The 26,048-nt window shown below is 72.9% G+C and carries 22 protein-coding genes and 1 riboswitch; of the genes, 15 read left to right on the top strand and 7 right to left on the bottom strand.

The genetic code is table 11. The features are described 5' to 3' along the window. Positions 1 to 342: 342 nt before the first annotated feature. The 9 genes from ACFV2J_RS15110 (at position 343) to ACFV2J_RS15070 (ending at position 12,418) form a co-directional block, all read left to right on the top strand. The gene (locus tag ACFV2J_RS15110; RefSeq protein WP_385097085.1) at positions 343 to 1,332 is read left to right on the top strand and encodes a malate dehydrogenase; all 990 of its coding nucleotides are present in this window, start codon (positions 343 to 345) and stop codon (positions 1,330 to 1,332) included. A 182-nt stretch (positions 1,333 to 1,514) separates the two neighbouring features. Further along, positions 1,515 to 3,332, top strand: coding sequence for a hypothetical protein (locus ACFV2J_RS15105; protein WP_385438931.1), 1,818 nt, complete (start codon positions 1,515 to 1,517; stop codon positions 3,330 to 3,332). After that, positions 3,325 to 3,702: a hypothetical protein gene (locus ACFV2J_RS15100; RefSeq protein WP_385097091.1), complete on the top strand. Its 378-nt coding sequence runs from the start codon at positions 3,325 to 3,327 to the stop codon at positions 3,700 to 3,702. Before ACFV2J_RS15105 ends, ACFV2J_RS15100 begins: the two co-directional genes overlap by 8 nt. 2 nt (positions 3,703 to 3,704) lie before the next feature. Beyond that, positions 3,705 to 4,847, top strand: coding sequence for a hypothetical protein (locus ACFV2J_RS15095; RefSeq protein ID WP_385438928.1), 1,143 nt, complete (start codon positions 3,705 to 3,707; stop codon positions 4,845 to 4,847). Positions 4,848 to 5,232: 385 nt separating this feature from the next. Beyond that, entirely contained in the window at positions 5,233 to 6,753 is a 1,521-nt protein-coding gene (locus ACFV2J_RS15090) for an aldehyde dehydrogenase family protein (RefSeq protein WP_385081965.1), read from the top strand. Between the two features lie 50 nt (positions 6,754 to 6,803). After that, complete coding sequence (locus ACFV2J_RS15085) at positions 6,804 to 8,327, top strand: GMC family oxidoreductase (protein ID WP_385081963.1); 1,524 nt, start codon at positions 6,804 to 6,806, stop codon at positions 8,325 to 8,327. Next, positions 8,327 to 9,502 carry a glycine betaine/L-proline ABC transporter ATP-binding protein gene (locus tag ACFV2J_RS15080; RefSeq protein WP_385081962.1) on the top strand — a complete coding sequence of 392 codons (1,176 nt, stop codon included), beginning with the start codon at positions 8,327 to 8,329 and terminating at the stop codon, positions 9,500 to 9,502. The genes ACFV2J_RS15085 and ACFV2J_RS15080 overlap by 1 nt, the downstream gene beginning before the upstream one ends. Continuing rightward, complete coding sequence (locus ACFV2J_RS15075) at positions 9,502 to 11,460, top strand: ABC transporter permease (RefSeq protein ID WP_385081961.1); 1,959 nt, start codon at positions 9,502 to 9,504, stop codon at positions 11,458 to 11,460. Before ACFV2J_RS15080 ends, ACFV2J_RS15075 begins: the two co-directional genes overlap by 1 nt. Before the next feature lies 1 nt (position 11,461). Beyond that, positions 11,462 to 12,418, top strand: a complete 957-nt coding sequence (locus ACFV2J_RS15070; protein ID WP_385081959.1) for an ABC transporter substrate-binding protein — start codon at positions 11,462 to 11,464, stop codon at positions 12,416 to 12,418. A gap of 211 nt (positions 12,419 to 12,629) precedes the next feature. Here ACFV2J_RS15070 and ACFV2J_RS15065 read toward each other — a convergent pair whose 3' ends face one another. Continuing rightward, complete coding sequence (locus ACFV2J_RS15065; protein WP_385081958.1) at positions 12,630 to 13,154, bottom strand: carboxymuconolactone decarboxylase family protein; 525 nt, start codon at positions 13,152 to 13,154, stop codon at positions 12,630 to 12,632. A gap of 46 nt (positions 13,155 to 13,200) precedes the next feature. On the opposite strand from ACFV2J_RS15065, the gene ACFV2J_RS15060 reads away from it, so the two are divergent. Continuing rightward, positions 13,201 to 14,616 (top strand): PLP-dependent aminotransferase family protein, encoded by a 1,416-nt coding sequence (locus tag ACFV2J_RS15060; RefSeq protein ID WP_385081957.1) that lies wholly within the window; start codon positions 13,201 to 13,203, stop codon positions 14,614 to 14,616. A 227-nt stretch (positions 14,617 to 14,843) separates the two neighbouring features. Here ACFV2J_RS15060 and ACFV2J_RS15055 read toward each other — a convergent pair whose 3' ends face one another. After that, positions 14,844 to 15,671: a hypothetical protein gene (locus ACFV2J_RS15055; RefSeq protein WP_385081973.1), complete on the bottom strand. Its 828-nt coding sequence runs from the start codon at positions 15,669 to 15,671 to the stop codon at positions 14,844 to 14,846. A 132-nt stretch (positions 15,672 to 15,803) separates the two neighbouring features. Here ACFV2J_RS15055 and ACFV2J_RS15050 point away from each other — a divergent pair, with 132 nt between their 5' ends. Both ACFV2J_RS15050 and ACFV2J_RS15045 read left to right on the top strand, forming a co-directional pair. Further along, a complete protein-coding gene (locus ACFV2J_RS15050) occupies positions 15,804 to 16,160 on the top strand; it encodes a hypothetical protein (RefSeq protein WP_385081956.1) in 357 nt (118 codons plus the stop codon). A 56-nt stretch (positions 16,161 to 16,216) separates the two neighbouring features. Continuing rightward, positions 16,217 to 17,401 carry a glutathionylspermidine synthase family protein gene (locus ACFV2J_RS15045; protein ID WP_385081955.1) on the top strand — a complete coding sequence of 395 codons (1,185 nt, stop codon included), beginning with the start codon at positions 16,217 to 16,219 and terminating at the stop codon, positions 17,399 to 17,401. Between the two features lie 74 nt (positions 17,402 to 17,475). Here the strand turns inward: ACFV2J_RS15045 and rocD are convergent, their stop codons facing one another. Continuing rightward, positions 17,476 to 18,705 carry an ornithine--oxo-acid transaminase gene (rocD, locus tag ACFV2J_RS15040; RefSeq protein WP_385081954.1) on the bottom strand — a complete coding sequence of 410 codons (1,230 nt, stop codon included), beginning with the start codon at positions 18,703 to 18,705 and terminating at the stop codon, positions 17,476 to 17,478. Between the two features lie 123 nt (positions 18,706 to 18,828). Further along, positions 18,829 to 18,916: riboswitch (ZMP/ZTP riboswitch) on the top strand. Between the two features lie 31 nt (positions 18,917 to 18,947). Here rocD and ACFV2J_RS15035 point away from each other — a divergent pair. After that, positions 18,948 to 20,393 (top strand): glycine hydroxymethyltransferase, encoded by a 1,446-nt coding sequence (locus tag ACFV2J_RS15035; protein WP_385081952.1) that lies wholly within the window; start codon positions 18,948 to 18,950, stop codon positions 20,391 to 20,393. Between the two features lie 28 nt (positions 20,394 to 20,421). On the opposite strand, the gene ACFV2J_RS15030 is transcribed toward ACFV2J_RS15035, so the two are convergent. The 3 genes from ACFV2J_RS15030 to ACFV2J_RS15020 form a co-directional block, all read right to left on the bottom strand. Then, positions 20,422 to 21,084 carry a hypothetical protein gene (locus ACFV2J_RS15030; RefSeq protein ID WP_385438914.1) on the bottom strand — a complete coding sequence of 221 codons (663 nt, stop codon included), beginning with the start codon at positions 21,082 to 21,084 and terminating at the stop codon, positions 20,422 to 20,424. Positions 21,085 to 21,835: 751 nt separating this feature from the next. Then, the gene (locus tag ACFV2J_RS15025) at positions 21,836 to 22,756 is read right to left on the bottom strand and encodes a hypothetical protein (RefSeq protein ID WP_385081949.1); all 921 of its coding nucleotides are present in this window, start codon (positions 22,754 to 22,756) and stop codon (positions 21,836 to 21,838) included. Then, a complete protein-coding gene (locus ACFV2J_RS15020) occupies positions 22,749 to 23,318 on the bottom strand; it encodes an RNA polymerase sigma factor (protein WP_385438949.1) in 570 nt (189 codons plus the stop codon). Before ACFV2J_RS15020 ends, ACFV2J_RS15025 begins: the two co-directional genes overlap by 8 nt. Before the next feature lie 145 nt (positions 23,319 to 23,463). Here ACFV2J_RS15020 and trpS point away from each other — a divergent pair, with 145 nt between their 5' ends. Together trpS and ACFV2J_RS15010 are read left to right on the top strand one after the other, a co-directional pair. Beyond that, positions 23,464 to 24,477 carry a tryptophan--tRNA ligase gene (gene trpS, locus ACFV2J_RS15015; RefSeq protein WP_385081948.1) on the top strand — a complete coding sequence of 338 codons (1,014 nt, stop codon included), beginning with the start codon at positions 23,464 to 23,466 and terminating at the stop codon, positions 24,475 to 24,477. 158 nt (positions 24,478 to 24,635) lie between these two features. Further along, positions 24,636 to 25,217 (top strand): 2'-5' RNA ligase family protein, encoded by a 582-nt coding sequence (locus ACFV2J_RS15010; RefSeq protein ID WP_385081947.1) that lies wholly within the window; start codon positions 24,636 to 24,638, stop codon positions 25,215 to 25,217. Between the two features lie 58 nt (positions 25,218 to 25,275). Here ACFV2J_RS15010 and ACFV2J_RS15005 read toward each other — a convergent pair whose 3' ends face one another. After that, complete coding sequence (locus ACFV2J_RS15005; protein WP_385081946.1) at positions 25,276 to 26,031, bottom strand: decaprenylphospho-beta-D-erythro-pentofuranosid-2-ulose 2-reductase; 756 nt, start codon at positions 26,029 to 26,031, stop codon at positions 25,276 to 25,278. Positions 26,032 to 26,048: the final 17 nt, after the last annotated feature.

Below are 26,048 nucleotides of genomic sequence, written 5' to 3'. Positions count from 1 at the left end.
CGGGCCCCGAGGGGTGGGACTTGTCGAGCGCCCCCGCGCTCGCGGGCGGCAGCGGCCGCGCCGCGCCGCCGGCCCCCGCCCCCCCCCCCCCCCGCCGGCGCCCCGCCCGCCCCCGGCCCCCCCCCCCCCCCCCGTTCGGGGCCTCTTGGGCCTCTGTGGGGTGGGCCACACGGGACCCGGCCGTCGGGGGTATCGGATGCGCGATAGCCTGACGGCGGATCTCTCTTGACGCCGAGAGATCGATCATCGGCACCTTTGATCGATCATTGCGGTGGACGCAGGGGACGATCCTGCACCCCGGGGCAGGGACGCCCCACCGCCAGCTGTCATACGGAGAACGCCATGACCCGCACTCCCGTGAACGTCACCGTCACCGGCGCGGCCGGCCAGATCGGTTACGCCCTGCTCTTCCGCATCGCCTCCGGCCAGCTGCTCGGCGCGGACGTGCCGGTCAGGCTGCGCCTCCTGGAGATCACGCCGGCGCTGAAGGCCGCCGAGGGCACCGCCATGGAGCTCGACGACTGCGCCTTCCCGCTCCTCGCGGGGATCGACATCACGGACGACCCCAACGTGGCCTTCGACGGCACGAACGTCGCCCTGCTCGTCGGCGCCCGCCCGCGTACCAAGGGCATGGAGCGCGGCGACCTGCTGTCGGCCAACGGCGGCATCTTCAAGCCGCAGGGCAAGGCCATCAACGACCACGCCGCGGACGACGTCAAGGTCCTCGTCGTGGGCAACCCGGCCAACACCAACGCCCTCATCGCGCAGGCCGCCGCCCCGGACGTACCGGCCGAGCGCTTCACCGCGATGACCCGCCTCGACCACAACCGCGCGCTGACCCAGCTCGCGAAGAAGACCGGCACGACGGTCGCGGACATCAAGCGCCTCACCATCTGGGGCAACCACTCCGCCACCCAGTACCCGGACATCTTCCACGCCACGGTCGCCGGCAAGAACGCCGCCGAGGTCGTGGGCGACGAGAAGTGGCTCGCCGAGGACTTCATCCCGACCGTCGCCAAGCGCGGCGCCGCGATCATCGAGGCCCGTGGCGCTTCCTCCGCCGCCTCCGCCGCCAACGCCGCCATCGACCACGTCCACACCTGGGTCAACGGCACCGCGGACGGCGACTGGACCTCCATGGGCATCCCGTCGGACGGCTCGTACGGCGTCCCGGAGGGGATCATCTCCTCCTTCCCCGTCACCACGAAGGACGGGCAGTACGAGATCGTCCAGGGCCTGGACATCAACGAGTTCTCCCGCGCCCGTATCGACGCCTCCGTCAAGGAGCTCGAGGAGGAGCGCGACGCGGTCCGCGGTCTCGGCCTCATCTGAGCCCTCGCACCCCGCCGCACCTCGCGGTACCCCACGCAGGCCCCGTCCGGGATTCCCGGGCGGGGCCTGCGCCGTCGCTCTGCGATAAATGCGGCGGGCGCGTCACGCGCCCCCTATGCTGTGACGCCGGACACACCAACGCGTGTGCGAGACAGGGCAGTTCACGCCTCGGGGGAGCAGCGTTGACGCAGACATTCCAGTTACCTCAGCAGCCACAGCCACCACGGCCCGGTGCCACCGGTGCGGCCGGTGAGCCGGGTGTGCCGCCGGGAGCGAGCGAGGCGACCCGGCTGCTCTGCGCGGGCGCCCACCTGGACGCCGGCTACCGCGACGCGGTGATCGAGGAGCTGTACGTCCACGAGGAGCGTCTCGCCGCCCCCTCGCTCGGGTATGACGCGGCGCGCGTCCTGGCCCACGCCCTGCGCGCACGCCGGCTCGAACTCGGCTGGGCGGCGGCGGTCCTGGGCCTGTGGGCGGTGGGCTTCCCGCTCTCGAACTACCTGCTGGCCGTCATCCTGTTCCCCTGTCTGATGCTGGCCGCCGCCGCCTGGATCCGGGGCTCCCAGGAGCGTCCCGCGTGGTACCGGAGAATCCCCGCGTGGTGGGTGCGCTGGGGCGGCCGGCTCTTCCTGATCTACGCGGCGGTCACGACGGTGCGCGCGGCCACCGGCTCGGTGGACCAGGAGGAACTCCTCGACTTCTTCAGCTTCTTCCTCCCGGACGCCCTGGTGGCGGCCCTTTTCAAGAACGGCGTGCGCATCCAGCCGGTCAACGCCTGGTCCGCGCTGCTCGTCCTGGTGCTGGTGGCGCTGTGCGTCGCCCTCCAGCGCGGTCAGTTCGCACGGGCGCTGGCGCACGAGCTGCACCCCGCGCGTTTCGGCGACATGGCCGCGGACCCGGCCGAACTCGCCGAGGGAAGCCGCTTCCAGCGGCTGCGGCACCGCATCCGTGTCGAGCAGCACTCGCCCATGGTGATGTACCACGCGGCGCACCCCTTCTGCGGTGCGGGGCAGGCGTACGACACCTGGAGTCTCGCGGTGGAACTGCGGCCGGACCCGGAGCGCCGGGAGCCGCCGCTGCCCATCAACAACCGGGTGATCCTCGACCGGATCCACGAACTGCTGGCACGGTTGAGGCTGCCCTCGCCGCACGCCGGGGGCGCGGTCCGGGACCGGCTGCGCCGCCTGGAGATCGACGAGTGCGTGTTCCTGCCGGTGGCGGGGCTGCCCCGCAGGGACCTCGCGCCGTACCACCAGGACGCGTTCCTCGTGCACCGCACCGAGTCGGTCGAGGAGGGCGGCGAGACCCGCCGGCACTTCCTGCGGGCACGGGTCGGCGGGTGGGAGGAGGAGGTGGTCACCACCGTCTTCGTCCGTGTGCACACCCAGGGCGGCATGCTGATGCTGGAGATCGCCCCGCACGTCCTGCTGCCGGTCCGCCCCGACTTCGAGAACGCGGACCGCGTCGCCCACCAGCACCGTCACAACAGTCCTGTGGGCAAGGCAGTGTGGGCGCTCGCGCGCACGCCTCGCTCGGTGCCGCTCGCGGTCGCGACGATGGTCCGGGGAGTGGCCCTGACCTGGCGGATCCTCACCGCGGGCTACGGCGCGGCGATGCCGGACGGGCCCGCGCGGTCGGTGCGCGAGCTGGGCTCGGGGGACACCGTCTCGCTCTTCCAGGACATGGACGTCAAGCGTTATCTCAAGTCGATCCAGGACCGGGTGGCGCAGGGCGTGCGCCAGGTGCTGAAGGACTCGGGCTACCGGACCGACGAGTTCGCCCAGAAGGTCGTCAACGTGAGCGGCGGCAGCACCCTGATCGAGAACGCGCAGGGGGCGTTCGCCCTCGGCGACAACAACGTCGTCACCAACAGGGCGCCGAGCGCGCCGAGTACGCCGGGCGCGCCGAGTACGTCCGGTTCGCCGGGCGCGCCGAACACACCGAGTACACCGAGTACGCCGAGCACACCGAACGGGGCGGGAGGGGATGGGAATGGCTGACGAGCAGGCCGCCGGAAGAGGATCCATCAACATCAGCGGAGTCAGCGGCGCCTTCGCGATCGGGGACGGGAACAACGTCGTCAACCAGCCGGGCGCCGAAGGGCCGCGGCGCGACCCGGCGCACGAGGAGCTGCTGCGCCAGGTGCGTGAACTCCGCGCCGACCTGGGGCGGTTGGTCGCCAGCAGCCAGACAGCCGGGCTGGACACCGAACTCGCCGTGGCGCAGGCCGAGATCGAGGAGTCGGGCCGGGCGGGACAGAGCCGGCTCACCCGGCTCCGGCAGGCCCTCACCGACGCCGGCGCGCTGACCGGGCTGCTGGCCTCGGCGGGCGCGGTGGCCGAGTCCGTCGCCGCGCTGCTGGGGAACTGACCGTGGCCGGCAAGGACGAGGTCCACTGGAACGCCGAGACGCAGAGCTGGGAGACGGGCGGTGTGCCGCGGGGCCGCTACACCCCGCCGCCTCCGCCGCGCCCGGAGTTCGAGCCGGTCCACCCACCCGGCCCCGCGCCCGCACCCGGCCCCGCGCCGAGCCCCGAGCCGGGCCCCGAGCCCGGTCCGGCTCCTGCCCCGGGTCCGGCCGACGACTCCGGTTCCGCCTCGGACTCCGGTTCCGGTGCCGGTGCCGCCTCGGACTCCGGCTCCGTCGCCGCTTCCGGCACCGGTTCCACCACCGGCCCCGGCCCGGGTTCCGAGCAGCGGAGCCCGTACCCGGCCCCCGTCCTCTTCCCGGGCCCCGACCCGGGCGGTTACCACCCGACCTATCCGGGCTACCCGACTCCAGGTCCGTTTCCCGCTCCGGGTCCCGCCTCGCGGCCGTCGGTACGGCGCGTGGTCGCGGTACTCACCGCTGCCCTGCTGCTCGGCGGGGCGGCGGGGTTCGGCGGCTGGTACGTGTGGAGCAGGGACAGCGGCGGCACGCACAAGGACGACGCCCGCACCAAGGTGTCCACCGCGCCCACCGACCCGAGCGCCCAGGGCTCCGCGGCCGTATCCAGCCCCACGCCCACACCGACCCTGGACGCCACCTCCGCGTCCCCCTCGGCGAGCGCTCCGCCGGACGGATACCACCGGGTCTCCAACGGCGAGTTCGACCTGGCCGTACCGGACGGCTGGCAGCCGGAGACGCAGAGCGGCAAGAACGGCGTCACGATCTACTTCTTCCGGGAATCCGGCGGAGGCCCCCGCTACCTCCAGGTCTTCCGGGTCAGCGAGGACAACCCCACTCCGCGCGGCACGCTCACGGCCGCCGAGAAGGACCTCAGGAAACAGCTGCCGGGATACCACCGCAACAGTCTCCGGACCGTGCCCGACGCCAGGGGCGAGGCCGCCGAGCTCGACTACTCCCACCCCAGCCGGAAGTGGGGCGTCGACGTGCGCACCCTGGACCGGGTCGTCCCGGCCGGCGACGGTGAGCTGTACGTCGTCCTCACCTCGGGACCGGCCGACGTGTGGCCCGCGCAGCGGCAGATCCAGGAAGCGGCGGTGACGTCCTTCTGCCTGGCCGGCGCCTGCTGAACCGAGGCATCGGCCACCGTGCCGGAGCGGCTCCGGGAACGCCCGGAGCCGCTTCCCCGAACGCACCTGCGCCCCCCCACTCGCGCCTGTGCCCGCACCTGCGTCCGTACCCGCGCCTGCGCCCGCACCCCGCGTCCGTACCCACGCCCGCGCCCTCACGTGCCGGATCCCGGCGTCCCCGGCTCCGACCCCGGCCCCACCTGAGCCGAGCGTCTCCCACGGTGTCGCTTCTGGTCGTTTTTCTTCCGTTTTTTCAGTGACCCCGCGCACTTCCGGTCACCGATCGTGCATGCATTCCGGGGCGGGGGGCATGCGCTCCCGGTCCCCGAGAGTGACACGCGTGTGACACAGGGGCACGGATCAGGAACGGAAGGCAGCACCGACCATGGCCGGACACCAGGCTCAGCAGGCAGAACAGACTCTCCATGTGGGCGGGGAGTGGCGCGCCGCCGCGTCCCGCGCGACCCGCGAGATCCTCGACCCCGCGGATGCCAAGCCGTTCGCCGTGGTCGCGGAGGGTGACGAGCGGGACACCGACGCGGCCGTGGCGGCCGCGCGCGGCGCCTTCGACGAGGGCCCGTGGCCGCACACCCCCGTCGCCGAGCGGGCCGCGCTGCTGCGCCGCGTCGCCGACCTCCTGGTCCGTGACCGTGAGGAGCTCGGGCTGCTGGAGAGCCGGGACGCGGGCAAGACGGTCGAGGAGGGGCGCGTCGACATCGACTGCGTCGCGGACGCCTTCCGGTACTTCGCCGATCTCGTCGTGGGGGAGGGCGGCGGCCGGGTGGTCGACGCCGGGTCCGAGGACGTCCACAGTGTCGTCGTGCACGAGCCGGTGGGCGTCTGCGCACTGATCACGCCCTGGAACTACCCGCTGCTTCAGGCGAGTTGGAAGGTGGCGCCGGCCCTGGCCGCGGGGAACACGTTGGTGGTCAAGCCGAGTGAGATCACCCCGCTGACGACCGTCGCGCTGCTGCGGCTGCTCGTCGAGGCCGGTCTGCCGGCCGGGGTCGCCAACCTCGTCACCGGCCCCGGACACACCGTCGGCGCCCGCCTGGCCGAACACCCCGACGTCGACCTGGTCTCCTTCACCGGTGGCCTGGTCAGCGGGACGAAGGTGGCCAGGTCCGCCGCGGACACCGTCAAGAAGGTCGCCCTCGAACTCGGCGGCAAGAACCCCAACGTCGTCTTCGCGGACGCCTGCGCGACGGACGAGGACTTCGACACCGCGGTCGACCAGGCGCTCAACGCCGCCTTCATCCACAGCGGCCAGGTCTGCTCGGCGGGCTCCCGTCTGATCGTCGAGGAGTCCGTGCGCGAGCGCTTCGTCGCCGAACTCGCGCGCCGGGCCGGTCGGATCAGGCTCGGCCGAGGCACCGAGGAGGGGGTCGAGTGCGGCCCGCTCGTGTCCGAGCAGCAGCGGGAGAAGACCGAGGCGTACGTCGCCTCCGCGCTGGCGGAGGGCGCGGTGCTGCGGGCCGGCGGCCGGCGCCCCGAGCCGTCCGACAGCAGGCCCGCCACCGGCTACTTCTACGAGCCGACCGTCCTCGACCAGTGCCACCGCGGGATGAAGGTGGTCCGCGAGGAGGTCTTCGGACCCGTCCTGACGGTGGAGACCTTCCGCACCGAGGAGGAGGCCGTCGCGCTCGCCAACGACACCGAGTACGGGCTCGCGGGCGCCGTCTGGACCACCGACGCGGGCCGCGCCCGCCGGGTGGCCGGACGGCTGCGGCACGGCACCGTCTGGATCAACGACTTCCACCCCTACCTCCCGCAGGCGGAGTGGGGCGGCTTCGGCAAGAGCGGTGTGGGGCGCGAGCTGGGCCCGGCGGGCCTCGCCGAGTACCGCGAGACGAAGCACGTCTACCAGAACCTCGCGCCCAAGCCGGTCCGCTGGTTCGCGGGCTGACGCCAGTGACGCAACCCCCCACCGCACACAGCACCTTGGAGCACGACCACATGCACGAGAACACGTACGACTACGTCGTCATCGGAGGCGGGACGGCCGGCTCCGTGATCGCCTCCCGGCTCACCGAGAACCCCGACGTCACCGTCGCCGTCATCGAGGGCGGCCCCAGCGACGTCGGCCGCGAGGACGTCCTCACCCTGCGCCGCTGGATGGGCCTGCTCGGCGGCGAGCTCGACTACGACTACCCGACCACCGAGCAGCCCCGCGGCAACTCGCACATCCGGCACAGCCGGGCCCGGGTACTCGGCGGCTGCTCCTCGCACAACACGCTCATCGCGTTCAAGCCGCTGCCCTCCGACTGGGACGAGTGGGAGGCGGCGGGCGCCGAGGGCTGGGGCGCGGTGCCGATGGAGGCGTACTTCGCGCGGCTCCTCAACAACATCGTCCCGGTCGACGAGAAGGACCGCAACGCCATCGCCCGCGACTTCGTCGACGCCGCCCGGTCCGCGCTGGGCGTCCCCCGCGTCGAGGGCTTCAACAAGCAGCCGTTCACCGAGGGCGCCGGCTTCTTCGACCTCGCCTACCACCCCGAGAACAACAAGCGGTCCAGCGCGTCGGTCGCCTATCTGCACCCGGTGATGGACGAGCGGCCCAACCTCACGCTGATGCTGGAGACCTGGGCGCACCGGCTGGAGCTGGCGGGGACGCGCGCGACGGGCGTGCACGTCCGCACCAAGGACGGCGAGGAGATCCTCGTACGGGCGAAGCGCGAGGTCGTGCTGTGCGCGGGCGCCGTGGACTCGCCCCGGCTGCTGCTGCACTCCGGCATCGGACCGGCCGCCGATCTGGAGGCGCTCGGCATACCCGTCGCGCACGACCTGCCCGGCGTCGGCGAGAACCTGCTCGACCACCCCGAGTCGGTGATCGTGTGGGAGACGGACGGCCCCATCCCGGAGAACTCCGCGATGGACTCCGACGCGGGCCTCTTCGTGCGCCGCGACCCCGAACAGGCGGGCCCGGACCTGATGTTCCACTTCTACCAGATCCCGTTCACGGACAACCCGGAACGGATCGGCTACGAACGCCCCGCGCACGGCGTCTCGATGACCCCGAACATCCCCAAGCCGCGCAGCCGCGGACGGCTCTACCTGACGAGCGCCGACCCGGCGGTCAAACCCGCCCTGGACTTCCGCTACTTCACGGACGAGGACGACTACGACGGCCGCACCCTCGTCGACGGCATCCGCATCGCCCGCGAGATCGCCGCGACCGAGCCGCTCGCGGGCTGGCTCAAGCGCGAGGTGTGCCCCGGCCCGGACGTCACGGACGACGAGGAACTGAGCGCGTACGCGCGCCAGGTCGCGCACACCGTGTACCACCCGGCGGGCACCTGCCGGATGGGAGCGACGGCGGACGCCGACGCCGTGGTGGACCCCGAACTGAGGGTGCGCGGTCTCGACGGCCTCCGCGTCGCCGACGCGTCCGTGTTCCCGACGATGCCCGCCGTGAACCCGATGATCGGGGTGCTCATGGTCGGGGAGAAATGCGCCGAGCTGATCGGGGGCGGTGCGTGATGAGTACCAGCGCCAGCAGTCCTGCCAGTAGTACCAGTCCTGCCAGTAGTGCCAGTAGTGCCAGTAGTGCCAGTAGTGCCAGTAGTGCCGGTGGTGCCGGAGACGCCGGTGCCGCGAGCGGCGCAGGCAGCCCCGTCTTCTCCGTCGACGGCCTCTGGAAGGTCTTCGGACCCAGGCCCGAGCGGGTCCCGGCCGACCCCGAACTGGCCGCCCTCACCCCCGCCGAACTCCGCGCCCGCACCGGCTGCACCGCCGCCGTCCGGGACGTCGGCTTCGACGTGCGCAAGGGCGAGGTCTTCGTCGTCATGGGCCTGTCCGGTTCGGGCAAGTCCACCCTCGTACGGTGTCTGACCCGGCTGATCGAGCCGACCGCGGGCACGATCGCCATCGACGGCGAGGACGTACGCGCCATGGACCGGGCCCGGCTGCGCGAACTGCGCCGCCACCGCGCCGCGATGGTCTTCCAGCACTTCGGCCTGCTCCCGCACCGCTCCGTCCTCGACAACGTCGCCTACGGCCTGGAGATCCAGGGCGTCGGCAAGGCGGAGCGCCGCGAGCGGGCCGCCGGCGTCGTCGCCAAGGTCGGCCTCGAAGGCATGGAGCACCGCAGGCCCGGTCAGCTCTCCGGTGGTCAGCAGCAGCGCGTCGGGCTCGCCCGCGCCCTCGCCGTCGACCCCGAGGTGCTGCTCTTCGACGAGCCGTTCAGCGCGCTCGACCCGCTCATCCGGCGTGACATGCAGGAAGAGGTCGTCCGTCTCCACCACGACGAGGGCCGCACCATGGTCTTCATCACCCACGACCTGAACGAGGCCCTGCGCCTGGGCGACCGCATCGCCCTGATGCGCGACGGACGCATCGTCCAGCTCGGCACCCCCGAGGAGATCGTCGGCTCGCCCGCCGACGACTACGTCCGCGAGTTCGTCCGGGACGTGCCGCGCGAACAGGTCATGACGGTCCGTACGGCGATGCGCGCCGCGTCCGCCGACGAGGCCGCCCAGGGTCCGGCGGTGGCACCGGAGACCACCGTGTCGCAGGCCATCGAGGCGGTGGCGCGCTCCGGCGCCCCGGCACGCGTCATGGACAAGGGACGCTGCCTCGGGGTCGTGGACTCGGCCGCGCTGCTCGGGGTGGTGGCGGGGACGGACTCCGCGGCCCGCGGCGAGGAGGTGGCCTGATGGCCGCAGTCACCGCGACCGTCGGACACACCGGCGTCTCCGCCCTGCTCAAGAGCGCCACCCGGCACCGTGCCGTGACCAAGATCCTGCTGCTCGCCGTCGCCGCGGCCGTCCTCGTCCCGGTCCTCGACTCGCGCTGGGCCAGCGGCACCTGGCCGCACGCGCTCACCGTCGACCTCGCCGGCCCCCTCGGCAGAACCAGCGACTGGATCATCGACAACCGGGACAGCCACCCGCTGTTCCTGTACTTCTTCGGCTACGTCAGCAACGCCGTCGTCCTGTGCGTGCGCGCCGTCTACCTGGTGCTGCTCGCCGCGGGCTGGGCCGGCGTCACGGTGGCCGCGGGGCTCGTCGCCTGGCGGGCCGCCGGGATCCGGCTCGCACTGGGAACGGCCGCCGCCTTCCTCGCCTGCGGGCTGCTCGGCATGTGGGTGCCCACCCTCCAGACGCTCGCGCTGATGGTGGTCGCCGTCCTCGCGTCCGTCGTCCTCGGCGCACTGCTCGGCCTCGCCGCCGGACTCTCCGACCGCACCTACCGGGCGCTGCGCCCGGTCCTCGACACCATGCAGGTGCTCCCCGCGTTCGCGTACCTGCTGCCCGTCGTCCTGGTCTTCGGCATCGGCGTCCCCGCCGCCGTGCTCGCCACCGTCGTGTACGCGGCGCCGCCCATGGCGCGTCTCACCGCGCTCGGCCTGCGCGACGCCGACACCGGGGTGATGGAGGCCGTCACCTCGCTCGGCGCCACGGCCCGGCAGCGGCTGCTGACCGCCCGTCTCCCGCTGGCCCGCAAGGAACTCCTGCTGGGCCTCAACCAGACGATCATGATGGCGCTGTCGATGGCGGTCATCGCCTCCGTCATCGGCGCGGGCGGCCTCGGCGACCGCGTGTACCAGGCCCTCGCCTCCGTCGACGTGGGCGCCGCACTCGCCGCCGGCATCCCGATCGTGCTGCTCGCCGTCGTCCTGGACCGGGTGACCGGCGCCGCGGGCGAACGGCTCGGCACCCGCACCGGGGGAACCGCCCTGCTCTGGGTGTACGCCCTCGCCGCGGCCGTCGCCGTGGCGCTCGCCGGACGTCTCGCCGGCCGGCTCGACTGGCCCGGCACCTGGACCCTGCACATCGCGGAGCCCGTGAACCGCGTCGTCGGCTGGATGACCGACCACCTCTACTCCGGGGTCCCCTACCTCGGCGGCACCGCCGACTGGGCCGGGCACTTCACCACCTGGGTCCTGGACCCCCTCCGGGACGGGCTCCAGGCGCTGCCCTGGTGGTCGGTCCTGCTGATCGTCGCCGCCCTCGCCTGGCTGATCGGCACCTGGCGCACCGCCCTCACCGCGGTCCTCGCGATGGCCGCGATCGGGGTGCTGGGCGTGTGGAAGCCCTCCCTCGACACGCTCTCGCAGGTGCTCGCGGCCGTCGCCGTGACCCTCGTCCTCGGTTTCGCGACCGGCGTGGCGGCGGCGCGCAGCGAGCGGGTCGAGCGGCTGCTGCGGCCCGTTCTCGACGTCTTCCAGACCATGCCGCAGTTCGTGTACCTCATCCCGGTGGTGGCGCTGTTCGGTGTCGGGCGCGCGCCCGCCGTCGCCGCGGCCGTCGTCTACGCCCTGCCCGCCGTCGTCCGGATCACCACCCAGGGTCTGCGCGCCGTGGACCCCGCCGCGCTGGAGGCGGCCCGCTCGCTCGGCGCCACCGGTGCCCAGCAGCTGCGCCAGGTCCAGCTCCCGCTGGCCCGCCCCGCACTGCTCCTTGCCGTCAACCAGGGGGTCGTGCTGGTCCTCGCCGTCGTCATCATCGGCGGTCTGGTCGGCGGCGGCGCGCTCGGCTACGACGTCGTGTTCGGCCTCGCGCAGGGCGACCTGGCGACCGGCCTGGTGGCCGGAGCGGCGATCGTCTGCCTCGGCCTGATGCTCGACCGGGTGACCCAGCCGACCCGGCGGTCCACGAAGAAGGGAGCGTGACATGCGACTTCGTACGATGTCGATGACGGCCGGCGTGTCCGCGCTGCTGCTGCTGACCGGCTGCGGCGCGGCCGACATGACCAAGCAGGCCTCGCCCTTCGCCGGCGCCCAGGGCGCCGGGACGGTGACCCTGTCCGTGCAGTCCTGGGTGGGCGCGCAGGCCAACGTGGGGGTCGCGCAGTACCTGCTGGAGCACGAGCTCGGCTATCGCGTCGACACCGTGCAGGTCGACGAGGTCCCCGCGTGGGACGCGCTCAGCCAGGGCCGGGTCGACGCCATCCTGGAGGACTGGGGCCACCCCGACCAGGAGAAGCGGTACGTCGAGGACAAGAAGACGATCGTCCCGGGCGGCGGGCTGGGGGTCACCGGACACATCGGCTGGTACGTGCCCACATACTTCGCCCGGCAGCACCCGGACGTCACCGACTGGAAGAACCTGAACAAGTACGCCGGCCGGCTGCGCACCGCGGAGAGCGGCGGCAAGGGCCAGCTGCTGGACGGCTCACCGTCGTACGTCACCAACGACAAGGCGCTGGTCGGCAACCTGAAGCTGGACTACCAGGTGGTGTTCGCCGGTTCGGAGGCCGCGCAGATCACCCAGATGAAGCAGTTCGCGAAGGAGAAGAAGCCCTTCCTCACCTACTGGTACTCACCCCAGTGGCTCTTCGAGAAGGTTCCGATGACGGAGGTGAAGCTGCCCGCCTACAAGGAGGGCTGCGACGCGGACGCGGCGAAGGTCGCCTGCGCCTATCCGCACACCCCGCTCCAGAAGTACCTCAACACGGACTTCGCGAAGAACGGCGGCAAGGCGGCCGCCTTCCTGAAGAAGTTCAGGTGGACCACCGAGGACCAGAACGAGGTCTCCCTGATGATCGCCAACGACAAGCTGTCGGCGCAGGAGGCGGCGAAGAAGTGGGTGGACCACCACGCGTCGACCTGGCGGGCGTGGCTGTCGTGATCCCGGTCCTCCCCGTGCCGTGGCGACCTCCCGCGGCCTCCGTGCCGCGCGTCACCGCGCCCCCGGCCCGGACCTGATCAGGGGCGGCTCCCCGCTCACCCGCCCGGCGGGCGAGGAGCCGCCGGGCCGGGGCCGATACGCCGGGGGGCCTGGAACGCCCGCTCCCGGCGAGGGGAGCACGCCGGCGACACGCTCGCCGGCGCCGGCGCTGTTACTTGTACTGGCCCGGCGTGTAGTGGCCGGGCACGAGCCGGCAGGTCACGCCGAACCGGTTCCACGCGTTGATCACCGTGATCGAGGCGATCAGCTGTGCCAGCTCGGCCTCCTCGAAGTGCCGGGCGGCGCGCGCGTAGACCTCGTCCGGGACGAAGCCGTCGGTCAGTACGGTGACCGCCTCCGTCAGCTCGATCGCCGCGAGCTCCTTCTCGGTGTAGAAGTGCCGGGACTCGTCCCACGCGCTGAGCTGCACGATCCGTTCGACGCTCTCGCCCGCCGCGAGCGCGTCCTTGGTGTGCATGTCGAGACAGAACGCGCAGTGGTTGAGCTGTGAGGCGCGGATCCGCACCAGCTCGCCCAGCTTCGGGTCGAGCCCCTGCTGGGCCGCCGTGTCGAGCCGGACCATGGCCTTGTAGACGTCGGGGGCCAGCTTGGCCCAGGCCAGACGGGGGCTGTGCTCGGGGGCGTACTCCTCGGTGGTGGCGGTTTCGGTGTCGGTGGGGGCTTGGTTCGTCGTCATGCCTCGACCCTATGAAGCAGGCAGCCCAGGAGTATGGTCCATTTCCATGGTGGAATCTTGGGCCACTTTCGGGATCGACCTGCACGTCGAGCCGACCGGATCCGGTGTCCGCAAGGGGTTGACGGACGCCCTGCGGGAGGCCGTCCGCGGCGGCCGGCTGGCCCCCGGCACCCGGCTGCCCTCCTCCCGTTCCCTCGCCGCCGACCTGGGCGTCGCCCGCAACACGGTCGCGGACGTGTACACCGACCTGGTGGCGGAGGGCTGGCTCACCGCACGCCAGGGCTCGGGCACGAGCGTCGCCGAACGTCCGGTGCCCGCGCCGTCGGCCGCCCCGGAACCGGGCCGCGCCCGCTCCCGGCCGGTGTACGACCTGGCCCCCGGCACCCCGGACCTGTCCTTCTTCCCCCGCGCGGCCTGGCTGAAGGCCTCCCGCCGGGCTCTGGCGACGGCTCCGAACGACGCCCTCGGCTACGGCGACCCGCGGGGCCGGGTGGAACTGCGCGCCGCCCTGGCCGGCTATCTGGCCCGGGCCCGCGGAGTCCACGCCGACCCGGAACGCATCCTGATCTGCTCCGGGTTCGCGCACGGGCTGATGCTGCTCGGCCAGGTGCTGCGCGGGCGGGGAGCGCGGGCGCTGGCCGTGGAGCCGTACGGGCTGGACGCGTACTGGAACCTGCTGGAACGAGCCGGCCTGCGGACGCTGCCGCTCGGCTTCGACGAACTGGGCACGCGCACGGAGGAGTTGACGGCCGGTGGCCCCGCCGGGGCGCGGGCGGTACTGATGACCCCCGCGCACCAGTTCCCGATGGGGATGCCGCTGCACCCCGAACGGCGGGCCGCGGTGGTGGACTGGGCGCGGCGCTGCGGCGGGCTGATCCTGGAGGACGACTACGACGGGGAGTTCCGCTACGACCGCCAGCCGGTCGGCGCGCTCCAGGGCCTCGACCCCGACCACGTCGTCTACCTGGGCACGGCCAGCAAGTCCCTGGCCCCGGGCCTGCGGCTGGGCTGGCTGGTGCTGCCGCCGTCGATCGCGCCGGAGGTGGTCGAGGCGAAGGGCTGGGCGGACTGGTCCTGCGGGGTGCTGGACCAGCTGACACTGGCGGAGTTCCTCACCTCGGGCGCGTACGACCGGCATGTCCGCGCGGCCCGCCTGCGCTACCGCCGTCGCCGGGACGCGCTGGTGACGCAGCTCGCGACGCGGGCCCCCGGGGTCCGGGCCACCGGGATCGCGGCGGGTCTGCACGTGGTGCTGCGGCTCCCGCCGGACACCGAGCGGGCCGCGCTGCGGGCGGCGGCCTGGCACGGTCTCGCCGTCCACGGACTGGACCGCTACCGCCATCCGGACTCGACGGCCGGGCGGACGGACGCGCTGGTGGTGGGGTACGGGACACCTCCGGACCACGCGTGGTCCGGAGCGCTCGAGGCGCTGTGCGCGGCCTTGGCCCCCGCGGGCCGATAGCCCGGAACCGCCGTAGGGGAGCGGAGCGGCTCGCCGCCGAGCCGAGCCGTGTCGTGTCATGTCGTGCCGTGCCGTGTCGAGCCGTGCCGGTGGCTGGTGGCTGGTGTCGGTGTCGTGGTCATCGACGGTGGCGTGACGTCGTGGCCGGCCAGCCACCGCTTCAGACAGGAGAAGACGCTCGCCCGGCCCCTGCGCGGGGGCCGGCCGGCCCGCTCCCCTTCACACCGTCAGGACTCCTCCACCGGTGCCTCCCCGAACCGCGCCAGGGCCAGGGCCCCCGCCACCGCCACCAGGAACCCGAGCACGGCCAGCCACTCCAGCCCCTCGCGCGTACGGTCCCCCAGCCAGACCACCCCCACCAGGGCCGGCCCGATGGTCTCGCCGATCACCAGGCCCGCGGTCGCCGTCGTCACCGAGCCGCGCTGAAGTGCCGTGGTCAGCAGCAGGAACGCGGCACCTCCCCCGACCAGCAGCGCGTACACCGCCGGATTGCGCACCAGCGTTCCCGGCGCGAGGTCGTCGATCAGCCGCACGGACACCTCGACCACCCCGAACCCGAACCCCGCGCCCAGCCCGAGCACCAGCGCCCGCCCGCGCCCCGACAGCCGCCCGCCCACCAGGCCCAGCAGCAGGACCAGCACCGCGGTCCCCAGCATCACGTACTTCAGCGTCATCGAACCCGCCCGGTCGCCCTCGGCCCCGGACGCCAGCCCGAGCATCGCCAGCCCCGCGCACACCACCCCCACCGCGGCCCACTCCGACCCGCTGAGCCGCACCCGCAGCAGCCGCGCCGCCACCACCGCGGTCACCGCGAGGCTCGACGCCAGCGCGGCCCCCACCGCGTAGATGGGAAGCGACCGCAGCGCCGCGATCTGGAACACGAACCCGAGCCCGTCCAGCGCCAGCCCCGCCAGATACCGCCACTGCCGCAGTGCCCGCAGCAGCAGCGCCGCGTCCCCGCCCGGGCCGCCGGCGCCGGCCGCCGTCCGTGCGGCGACCGCCTGCAACACCGTCGCCGTACCGAAACAGACCGCCGCGCCAAGCGCGCACATCATTCCAAAGAGCACGAAGTGACTGTAGGGGAAGGCGAATCGAAGGGGGCCACCGAGTGCGGGCCGCGACCGCTCTCTACGCTGATCGCCGGCACTGAGCCGGACGAACTCGATCTGGACCACGGGGGACCGAACATGGCGGACACACGACGGCGACTGCGCTCCGGCACGGTGGTGCTCGGCGGAATGGGACTGCTCGCGGCGACCCTCGCCGCCTGCTCCTCGGACCCCGACAAGCGCTGTGTCGACCGCGACAGCTACCAGGCGCTCAAGGGCTACAAGGTCGTCGCCGACAAGAACTGCACGTCCACGAAGAGCACGACGCACACCACCTGGTACTACGGCGGCAAGAAGAAGAGCAGTTGGGTCGACGGCGGCTCGTTCACCAAGCCGGGCAAGGGGTCCGGTTCCTCGGGCGGCGGCCACGGCCACGGAGTGGACCGTGGCGGCATCGGCGGTGGCAAGGGCGGCAAGGGCGGCTCCGGCGGCTGACCGCCCCGACGCCACCGACCCCGTACCGCCCAGCACCCGATCGGACACATGCCGCCGTGGAACGCCTGCCCATCGAACCCCGCCCCGACTGGCAGCAGACCGTCGAGCGGCAGGGCCTCATCTACCCGCTGACCCGCTATCCGGACGACTCCCTGCGCCCCTACTGGGACGAGAGCGCGTACTACGCCTTCTCGCTCCCCGAGGTCGAGGCCCTGGAGGACACCGTCGCGGAACTGCACCGCATGTGCCTCGCGGCGGCCGGGCACATCGTCGAGGAGAACCGCTTCGCCGATCTCGGCATCACCGACCCGAGGGTCGCCCGCGCGGTCACCGAGGCCTGGCACCGCCGCGCCGAACTCCCCTCCGTCTACGGCCGCTTCGACCTGCGCTACGACGGTACGGGCCCCGCCAAGCTGCTGGAGTACAACGCCGACACCCCGACCTCGCTCGTCGAGGCCGCGAGCCCCCAGTGGTTCTGGATGGAGGACCGTTTCCCCGGCGCCGACCAGTGGAACTCCCTGCACGAACGCCTCGTCGCCGCCTGGCGGAAGCAGGCCCCGCTCCTCCCGCCGGGCAGCCCCCTCTACTTCGCGCACTCCGCGGAGGACGAGCTCGGCGAGGACCTGATGACCGTCGCCTATCTGAAGGAGACCGCCGAGCAGGCGGGCCTCGACACCGACTGGACATCGGTCGAGGAGATCGGCTGGGACCCGCTGTCCGGCCGCTTCGTCGACAACCGGCTCCGCTTCATCCGCAGCTGCTTCAAGCTGTACCCCTGGGAATGGCTCACCACCGACCGCTTCGCCGGCCACGTCCTGGACACCCTCGACAACGGCGGCGGTACCGGCTCGACGATGTGGATCGAGCCCGCCTGGAAGATGCTCCTCAGCAACAAGGCGCTCCTGGCGATCCTCTGGGAGCTGTACCCGGGCCACCCCAACCTGCTGGCCGCCCACCTCGACGGCCCGCGGGAGCTGGCCGCGACCACGGGGTACGTCGCCAAGCCCCTGCTCGGCCGCGAGGGCGCCGGCGTCACCGTCCACGAACCCGGCGCGGACCCGGTCCTGCGGGACGAACCCTGCTGCTACCAGGAACTGGCCCCGCTGCCGTCCTTCGACGGCAACCGCGTCGTGCTCGGCGCCTGGGTGGTGGACGGCGAACCGGCGGGACTCGGTATCCGCGAGTCGACAGGCCTGATCACCGACGAGTACGCCCGCTTCCTGCCCCACGTGATCGTCTAGCGGCTGCCGTGCCGTCCCTGGCGTGATCGTCCAGCGGCTGCCGTGCCGTCCCCGGCGGATGCGCCCGCCCGCAGTCACGGGACGTCACGGGACAGCGCCCGGAGACCCAGCACACCACGCAGCTGCGCCAGCCCCCAGTCCAGGTCCTCCCTGGTGATCACCAGCGGCGGGGCGATCCGGATCGTCGCCCCGTGGGTGTCCTTGACGAGGACGCCCCGGTCCATGAGCTGTTCGGAGACCTCACGGCCCGTCCCGTACGCCGGGTCGATGTCGACGCCCGCCCACAGTCCGCGCCCGCGGACCCCGGTCACCCGGCCGGTGCGGGCCAGCAGACCCAGCTCCCGGTGCAGATGGGCTCCCAGCCGCGCCGCCCGCCGCTGGTACTCGCCCGTCCGCAGCATCGCGATCACCTCCAGGGCCACCGCGCAGGCCAGCGGATTCCCGCCGAACGTGGACCCGTGCTCACCGGGCCTGAACACACCGAGCACCTCACCGCTCGACACCACCGCCGACACCGGCACGACCCCGCCGCCGAGCGCCTTGCCCAGCACGTACACGTCCGGCACCACACCCTCGTGCTCGCACGCGAAGGTCTTCCCGGTCCGGCCCAGTCCCGACTGGATCTCGTCCGCGACGAACAGCACGTTCCGCTCGCGGGTCAGGGCCCGTACCTCGGCGAGATAGCCGGCGGGCGGCACCACCACCCCCGCCTCGCCCTGGACCGGTTCCAGCAGCACGGCGACCGTCTCGTCGGTGAGCGCCGCCCGCAGCGCGTCCGCGTCCCCGTACGGCACGATGTCGAAGCCCGGCGTGAACGGACCGAAGTCGGCCCGCGCCGCCGGGTCCGTGGAGAAACCGACGACGGTCGTGGTGCGCCCGTGGAAGTTGTCGGCCGCCACCACGATCCTCGCCCTGCCGTCGGGAACCCCCTTGACGCGGTACCCCCACTTCCGGGCCGTCTTCACCGCCGTCTCCACCGCCTCCGCGCCCGTGTTCATCGGCAGCACCATCTCCATGCCGCACAGCTCCGCCAGCTCCGCGCAGAAGGCACCGAACCGGTCGTGGTGGAAAGCCCGCGACGTCAGTGTCACCCGCTCCAGCTGCGCCTTGGCCGCGTCGATCAGCCGCTGGTGACCGTGTCCGAAGTTCAGCGCCGAGTAGCCGGCCAGCAGGTCGAGATAGCGCCGGCCCTCGACGTCCGTCATCCAGGCGCCGTCCGCCGTCGCCACGACGACCGGCAGCGGACGGTAGGTCGGCGCGCCGTGCGCGTCGGCAGCGGCGATCAGCCGTTCGGTGAGGGTCACGGGGTCTCCGTCTCCTGCGGCACCAGGGCCTTCCTCCCATCGTCGCGCGCCCGGGGCGCCGGCGGCGAGCGCGCGCCCTCCGGCGTCGCGTGGCCCGTGATCCGGCGTGCCCGGTAGGCTGACCGGCGGAGCCGTGACTGGCGCGCTGGGATGGGACCGACCATCGGGGAGCGGCTCCGTGAACTGTGTGCCGTGCGCCTGGGCCGACCCGTGAACGCCGAACGCCACGTCCGGAGGCCGTCATGTCCCAGCCCCTGTCCAACGAGTCCACCGCCTTCCGCAGCGCCCTCGACGTGATCCGGGCCGTGGAGCCCCGCGTCGCGGACGCCATCGGCCAGGAAGTCGCCGACCAGCGCGACATGCTCAAGCTGATCGCCTCCGAGAACTACGCCTCCCCGGCCACGCTGCTGGCCATGGGCAACTGGTTCAGCGACAAGTACGCCGAGGGCACCGTCGGCCGCCGCTTCTACGCCGGCTGCCGCAACGTCGACACCGTCGAGGCCCTCGCCGCCGAGCACGCCCGCGAACTCTTCGGCGCCGAGCACGCCTACGCTCAGCCGCACTCCGGCATCGACGCCAACCTCGTCGCCTTCTGGGCGGTCCTCGCCGCCCGCGTCGAGGCTCCCGCCCTCGCCAAGGCCGGCGTCCGCAACGTCAACGACCTCTCCGAGGCCGACTGGGCCGAACTGCGGCAGGCCTTCGGCAACCAGCGCATGCTCGGCATGTCCCTGGACGCCGGCGGTCACCTCACGCACGGCTTCCGCCCGAACATCTCCGGCAAGATGTTCGACCAGCGCTCCTACGGCACGGATCCCGCCACCGGCCTCATCGACTACGAGGCCCTGCGCGTCTCCGCCCGCGAGTTCAAGCCGATGATCCTCGTCGCCGGCTACTCGGCCTACCCCCGTCTGGTGAACTTCCGGATCATGCGGGAGATCGCCGACGAGGTCGGCGCGACGCTGATGGTCGACATGGCGCACTTCGCCGGCCTCGTCGCCGGCAAGGTCCTCACCGGCGACTTCGACCCGGTCCCGCACGCCCAGATCGTCACCACCACCACCCACAAGTCGCTGCGGGGCCCGCGCGGCGGCATGGTCCTGTGCGACGAGTCCCTCGCCGAGCAGGTCGACCGCGGCTGCCCGATGGTCCTCGGCGGCCCGCTCCCGCACGTCATGGCCGCCAAGGCCGTCGCGCTGGCCGAGGCCCGCCGGCCCGAGTTCCGCGACTACGCCCAGGCCGTCGTCGACAACGCCCGCGCCCTCGCCGAGGGCCTGATGCGCCGCGGCGCGACCCTGGTCACCGGCGGCACCGACAACCACCTGAACCTGATCGACGTCGCCTCCTCCTACGGCCTCACCGGCCGCCAGGCCGAGTCCGCGCTGCTCGACTCGGGCATCGTCACCAACCGCAACGCCATCCCCGCCGACCCCAACGGCGCCTGGTACACCTCGGGCATCCGCATCGGTACGCCCGCCCTGACCACCCGTGGTCTCGGTACGGCCGAGATGGACGAGATCGCCGGCCTGATCGACCGCGTCCTCACCGTCGCCGAGCCCGGTACCACCGCCAAGGGCAGCCCGTCCAAGGCCCAGCACGTCCTGGACCCGAAGATCTCCGACGAGATCTCGCACCGTGCCACCGATCTGCTGGCCCCCTTCCCGCTGTACCCGGAGATCGACCTCGGCTGACCCTCCTCGGAGGCGGCCCCGACCTTTCCTACAGGTCGATCAGTTCCTGTCGTGGTTCCCGCGGCGGTCCGGCGACGTCGTGCCGGGCCGCCGCGCGGCGTATCAGCCCTGTGCCGCCCGCACCGAGGAGCAGGCCCACCGCCAGTCCGGCCACCGCCCACTTCGCGCACACGGCCGGCCCGGCGGCCCGCGCCGCGGCGGGTGTTACCGGCGTCCCGGGACCCAACGGACCCCCGCGCTCCACCAACTGGTCGAACACCGAGCGGGGCGCCCGGTGCCAGCGGACGTCGTCGTCCGCCACGTCCGGGGAGGGGTCCGACCGCACCCAGGGCGTGCCGTCCGACGCCAGGAACACCTGGTCCTCACGCTCGATGGCGACGTCTCCGCCGGGTGCCCGGCTCGTCTGCGGCCAGCCTCCGACGCCCGTCATCCCCCAGATCACGGTGGCGCGCGCCGGCGGATGGTCGCCCGCCGCCCAGGCGTCGGGCACCGCCTCCGTCCCCGTGAACCGCGGTGCCAGCAGGCGCCAGAGCAGCGCGAAGTCCTGGTCCCCGGAACGCAGGAGGGTGGTGTGCCCGGTGCCCGCGGCGACGACCAGGGCCATGTCCGGTGTGTCGGCCCGCGCGGCTGCCTCGCCGGGTGCCGAGGCCCGGGCCGCGGGCGCGCCGAGCACGGTCAGCACCAGTGGCACCAGGATCGGCAGCCACCGTCCCGCACGCCCGCCGGACCACTCCGTCCGACTCCCTCGCCACCGCACCGCCCAGCCTTCTCGCCACCACACTGCCCGGCCCGCCCAGCCTTCTCGCCACCACGCCGTCCGGCGCTCGCGCCACCTCGCCGCCCGCTCGTCCCGGCCCACGGCCCCTTCGCCGGGGCGGTGTTCCGTGTGCTTGCCCAGGTCCTCGGTTCCGGCGGCTCGCCGCCACACCGCCCGCTCGTCCCCGGCTCCCGCCGGCTCGTTGGGGCGGTGGCCCGGCCGCGCGCCCCGGCCCTCGGCCGCTCCGCCGCGGCGGTGTTCCGTCCCTCCGCCCCGGCATCCCGTCCCGCCTTCCCTCCGACGCTCGGTCCGCCCGTCCCGTACCCCCTCCCGAGGGACCGCCCCGCCCGTCCGTCCTCCCCGGCCACCCGTACGCAGGTCCTGCCACCTCATCCGTTCCCCCCGACGCTCGTAGGCCCGAACCGCCCCTCATCCATTCCCCGGCCCCGGGGCGATCCGCGCGCCCGGCCGCCGGTCCTGGTACTTCACCCACCGTCTCCGCCCGCCGGAGTGGGCTGCTGCCTGTCGCCCCCGCATCCCGCCCCCGCTCCCCGCATTCCGATGGCCGCTCCACGGGTCCCGCGGCGTGCGGGGCCTCCGCGGCCCCGCACGCCGTGTGTCACTTCTGGTACACCGCTCGACCCGCCGGGGTTCCCACTTCCGGGCCGCCGCCTACGGCCGCCGCCTACTTCCGCCGCTCCAGCGACCGCGCGATCTCCACCGCGCGCGCCTTCGACGCCACACCCTCCAGACGGAGGGTCACCTCGCCCCCGCGCGTCCACAGCAGCGTGGGCCCCGCGGTCCGCTCCGAGCGGGTGAAGCGGTCACCGGACGCGTCGATCAGCCAGAAACCGAGCAGATGCGGCCGGGGGAACCACAACGCCGGATCACCGAAGCCGGCGTCCCCGTCCCCGTCCCCGCCCCCACTCGCGTCCCCGCCCAGCGACAGCCACTCCGGCGGCTCCCGCACCGTCTTGGCGAAGGCGATGTCCAGGCCGGCCGGGTACTCGTCCAGCCGGATCGTGTGCCCCCGCTCGCGCCAGCACAGAGTCATCAGGAACCGCACCTTCGGCTCCCGCGTGACCGTCACCGCGTCCGGCACCCCGAGCGCGTCCGGCACGAGCGGCGCGAACCCCGCCCGGCGTGTCGCCCCGGCCATGGTGAGCGAGGGTCCGCAGCCCGGCACCTCGGCCCCCGGGGACGGCACCGCCGACGGGTCGTACCGCACCTCGACCCCGCCGAAGCCGAACCAGTCCACGACCGCGGCGCGCACCGGAGGCGTGAGCACGAGCACCGTCAGCAGACCGCACAGGCCCGCGACCAGCACGCGCCCCCTCAGCCGCACCCAGCGGCGCACCGCCCGGACACGCTCGCCGGGCCCCGGCCGGACGGCCACCGGGACCGGGAGCCGCTCAGCGAGTATCCGCTCCAGCACCCGCTCGGCCATCGACTCGTCGCCGGCCGTGCCGCGTCCGTCCGGCGACCGCCCGTCCAGCGAGCGCCCGAGCGCGCGCAGCTCGTCCGTGAGTCGCGGGGCGGCCTCGCGACCCGCCCGCTCCCGGTCACCCGAGGGCCCCGGGCCCTGTTCCCCGTGCGGCTCAGACACGCGCGTCACCCCCTTCCCGGGGCTCGCCCGGCTCGAAGCCCGGCAGCAGTCGGCCGAGCTTGCGCAGGGCGCGGTTCAGGCGGGACTTCACGGTGCCCCGGGGCCAGCCCAGGGCCTGGGCCGTCTCCGGTTCGTCCATCTCCAGGAGATAGCGGTAGGTCACGACGAGCCGGTGCTCCTCGCTCAGCTGGTCGAGCGCCGCCAGCAGGGCCGCCCGGCGCTCCGCCCCGAGCGCGGCGGCCGCCGGGTCCGCCGATTCCGGTATCAGCGGGTCCGCTTCCGCGAACGCCGCCTCCCGGCCGGCCAGCGTCCGCTGCCGCGCCGCCGTGCGCACTGTGTTCCTCGTCTCATTGGCGACGATCGAGAGCAGCCACGGCTTGAACGCCGCGTCGTCCCGGAAACGCCCCAGTGCGCAGTACGCCTTGAGGAAGGCCTGTTGCACCACGTCCTCCGCGTCCGCACCCGCTCCGAGCGCCCGGGCCGCCCTGATCGCGATGCCCGTGTGGGCGCGGACCAGCTCCGCGTACGCCTCCGGCTCCCCGGCGCGTACGCGTGCGATCACCACGGCCTCGTCGACGACGATGCGGCCCCCCTCCCGCGTCCTCACACTCTTGCTACACCGCCGAAGGCCGATCGGTTCCCACCCGTGCCGCCTCTGTTTCGCGCCAGTTCCGGACCGGGCGCCCACACCTGAGAGAATGGTGGGCATGGCCTCTGATCGTCCCCGCGTGCTCTCCGGAATCCAGCCCACGGCAGGCTCGTTCCACCTCGGCAACTACCTCGGCGCCGTGCGCCAGTGGGTGGCTCTGCAGGAGTCCCACGACGCGTTCTACATGGTCGTCGACCTGCACGCGATCACCGTTCCGCAGGAGCCGGCGGACCTGCGCGCCAACACCCGGCTCGCCACCGCCCAGCTGCTGGCCGCGGGCCTCGACCCGGAGCGCTGCACGCTCTTCGTCCAGAGTCATGTCCCCGAGCACGCCCAGCTGGCCTGGATCATGAACTGCCTCACCGGTTTCGGCGAGGCGTCCCGCATGACCCAGTTCAAGGACAAGTCCGCCAAGCAGGGTTCCGACCGCGCCTCCGTCGGCCTCTTCACGTACCCGATCCTCCAGGTCGCGGACATCCTGCTGTACCAGGCCAACGAGGTTCCGGTGGGGGAGGACCAGCGCCAGCACATCGAGCTGACGCGCGATCTCGCCGAGCGCTTCAACGGCCGTTTCGGCCAGACCTTCACGGTCCCGAAGCCGTACATCCTCAAGGAGACGGCGAAGATCTTCGATCTCCAGGACCCGTCGATCAAGATGAGCAAGTCGGCCTCCACGCCGAAGGGCCTCATCAACCTGCTCGACGACCCGAAGGCGACCGCCAAGAAGGTCAAGAGCGCGGTCACCGACACGGACACCGTGATCAGGTACGACACCGAGCTCAAGCCGGGTGTCAGCAATCTGCTGACCATCTACTCGACCCTCACCGCGACCGGTGTCGCGGAACTCGAGGAGAAGTACGCGGGCAAGGGCTACGGTGCGCTGAAGACGGACCTCGCCGAGGTCATGGTCGACTTCGTGACGCCGTTCCGGGAGCGCACCCAGCAGTATCTGGACGACCCGGAGACGCTCGACTCGATCCTGGCGAAGGGGGCCGAGAAGGCCCGCGCCGTCGCCGCGGAGACGCTCGCGCAGGTGTACGACCGGGTGGGTTTCCTGCCCGCCAAGCACTGAGAGCGCCCGCGCGACACCGTTCGACAGCCCGTACGAGACGAGAGCAACACCGGTACGACGGCCGGTATCGGGCCGTATCGCCGTACAGTCGATAGCCGAACCGGCAGTCGTTCCTGCGCGCAGGAAGACCGGACATCGACACAACGACAGGAGACGACGTGGGGACCGTAACGATCGGAGTGTCGATCGCGGTCCCGGAGCCTCACGGCAGCCTGCTCCAGGAGCGGCGCGCGGGCTTCGGTGACCCCGCGGCTTGTGGCATTCCCACACACGTCACCCTGCTGCCTCCGACGGAGGTGGACGCCTCGGCGCTGCCGACGGTCGAGGCGCACCTCCTGGAGGTCGCCGCCGCCGGGCGCCCCTTCCCGATGCGGCTGTGCGGCACGGGCACCTTCCGGCCGCTGTCGCCGGTCGTCTACGTCCGGGTGGTGGAGGGCGCGGAGGCCTGCACCTGGCTTCAGAAGCAGGTCAGGGACGCGTCGGGGCCGTTGGCACGCGAACTGAACTTCCCGTACCACCCGCACGTCACCGTGGCGCACGCCATCGACGAAGCGGCGATGGACCGGGCCTACGAGGAGCTCGCGGGGTACGAGGCCCAGTGGCCGTGCACCGGCTTCGCCCTCTACGAGCAGGGCACCGACGGCGTCTGGCGCAAGCTGCGCGAGTACGCGTTCGGCGGCGCGGTCGTCCCGCCGCAGGCCTGCGCGCCCGCGGACCAGGACACGACGCTGACGGCCTAGGGCCCGTCGTTCGGACCAGGTGGCGCCGGGGGGCGGTGCCCGTTCCGGACGCCTGCCCCTAGATCGGCAGCCGCCGGAACAGCGCCCGCGGCAGATGCCGCAGCGCCGACATCACCAGCCGCAGCGCCCCCGGCACCCACACCGTCTCCGAACGCCGGCGCAGCCCCACCTCGATGGCCGTCGCGACCGCCTCCGGGGTGGTGGACAGGGGGACGTCGCCGAGGTCCGCCGTCATCTTCGTGCGGACGAAGCCGGGGCGTACGACCATCACGTGTACGCCGGTGCCGTGGAGCGCGTCGCCCAGGCCCTGGGTGAAGACGTCCAGGCCCGCCTTGCTGGACCCGTAGATGAAGTTGGAGCGGCGGGCCCGCTCGCCCGCGACCGAGGAGAGCACCACCAGCGAGCCGTGCCCCTGCGTCTGGAGGGACCGCGCGCACACCAGCCCCGCGGACACCGCGCCCGTGTAGTTGGTCTGCGCGATCCGTGCCGCGGCGAGCGGCTCCCGTTCGTCGCGCGCCTGGTCGCCGAGGATCCCGAAGGCGAGCAGCACCATGTCGAGGTCGCCCTCGGCGAAGACCTTGCCGAGCACCGCCTCGTGGGACTCGCAGTCGAGCGCGTCGAAGGCGACGGTACGGACGTCCGCGCCGAGTCCGCGCAGGTGCTCGGCGTCCCGTTCCAGGGCCGCCGAGGGACGTCCGGCGAGCCACACCGTGTGGGTGCGGCGCGCGATCAGACGGCGCGCCGTGGCGAGCGCGATCTCGGACGTGCCGCCGAGGATCAGCAGGGACTGGGGGGCACCGAAGGCGTCCTTCATGTCAGCTCCTAGAAGGT

The sequence above is a fragment of the Streptomyces sp. NPDC059668 genome, assembly GCF_042734135.1.
Classification (GTDB): domain Bacteria; phylum Actinomycetota; class Actinomycetes; order Streptomycetales; family Streptomycetaceae; genus Streptomyces.
This window is presented reverse-complemented; position numbering and strand designations above follow the sequence as displayed.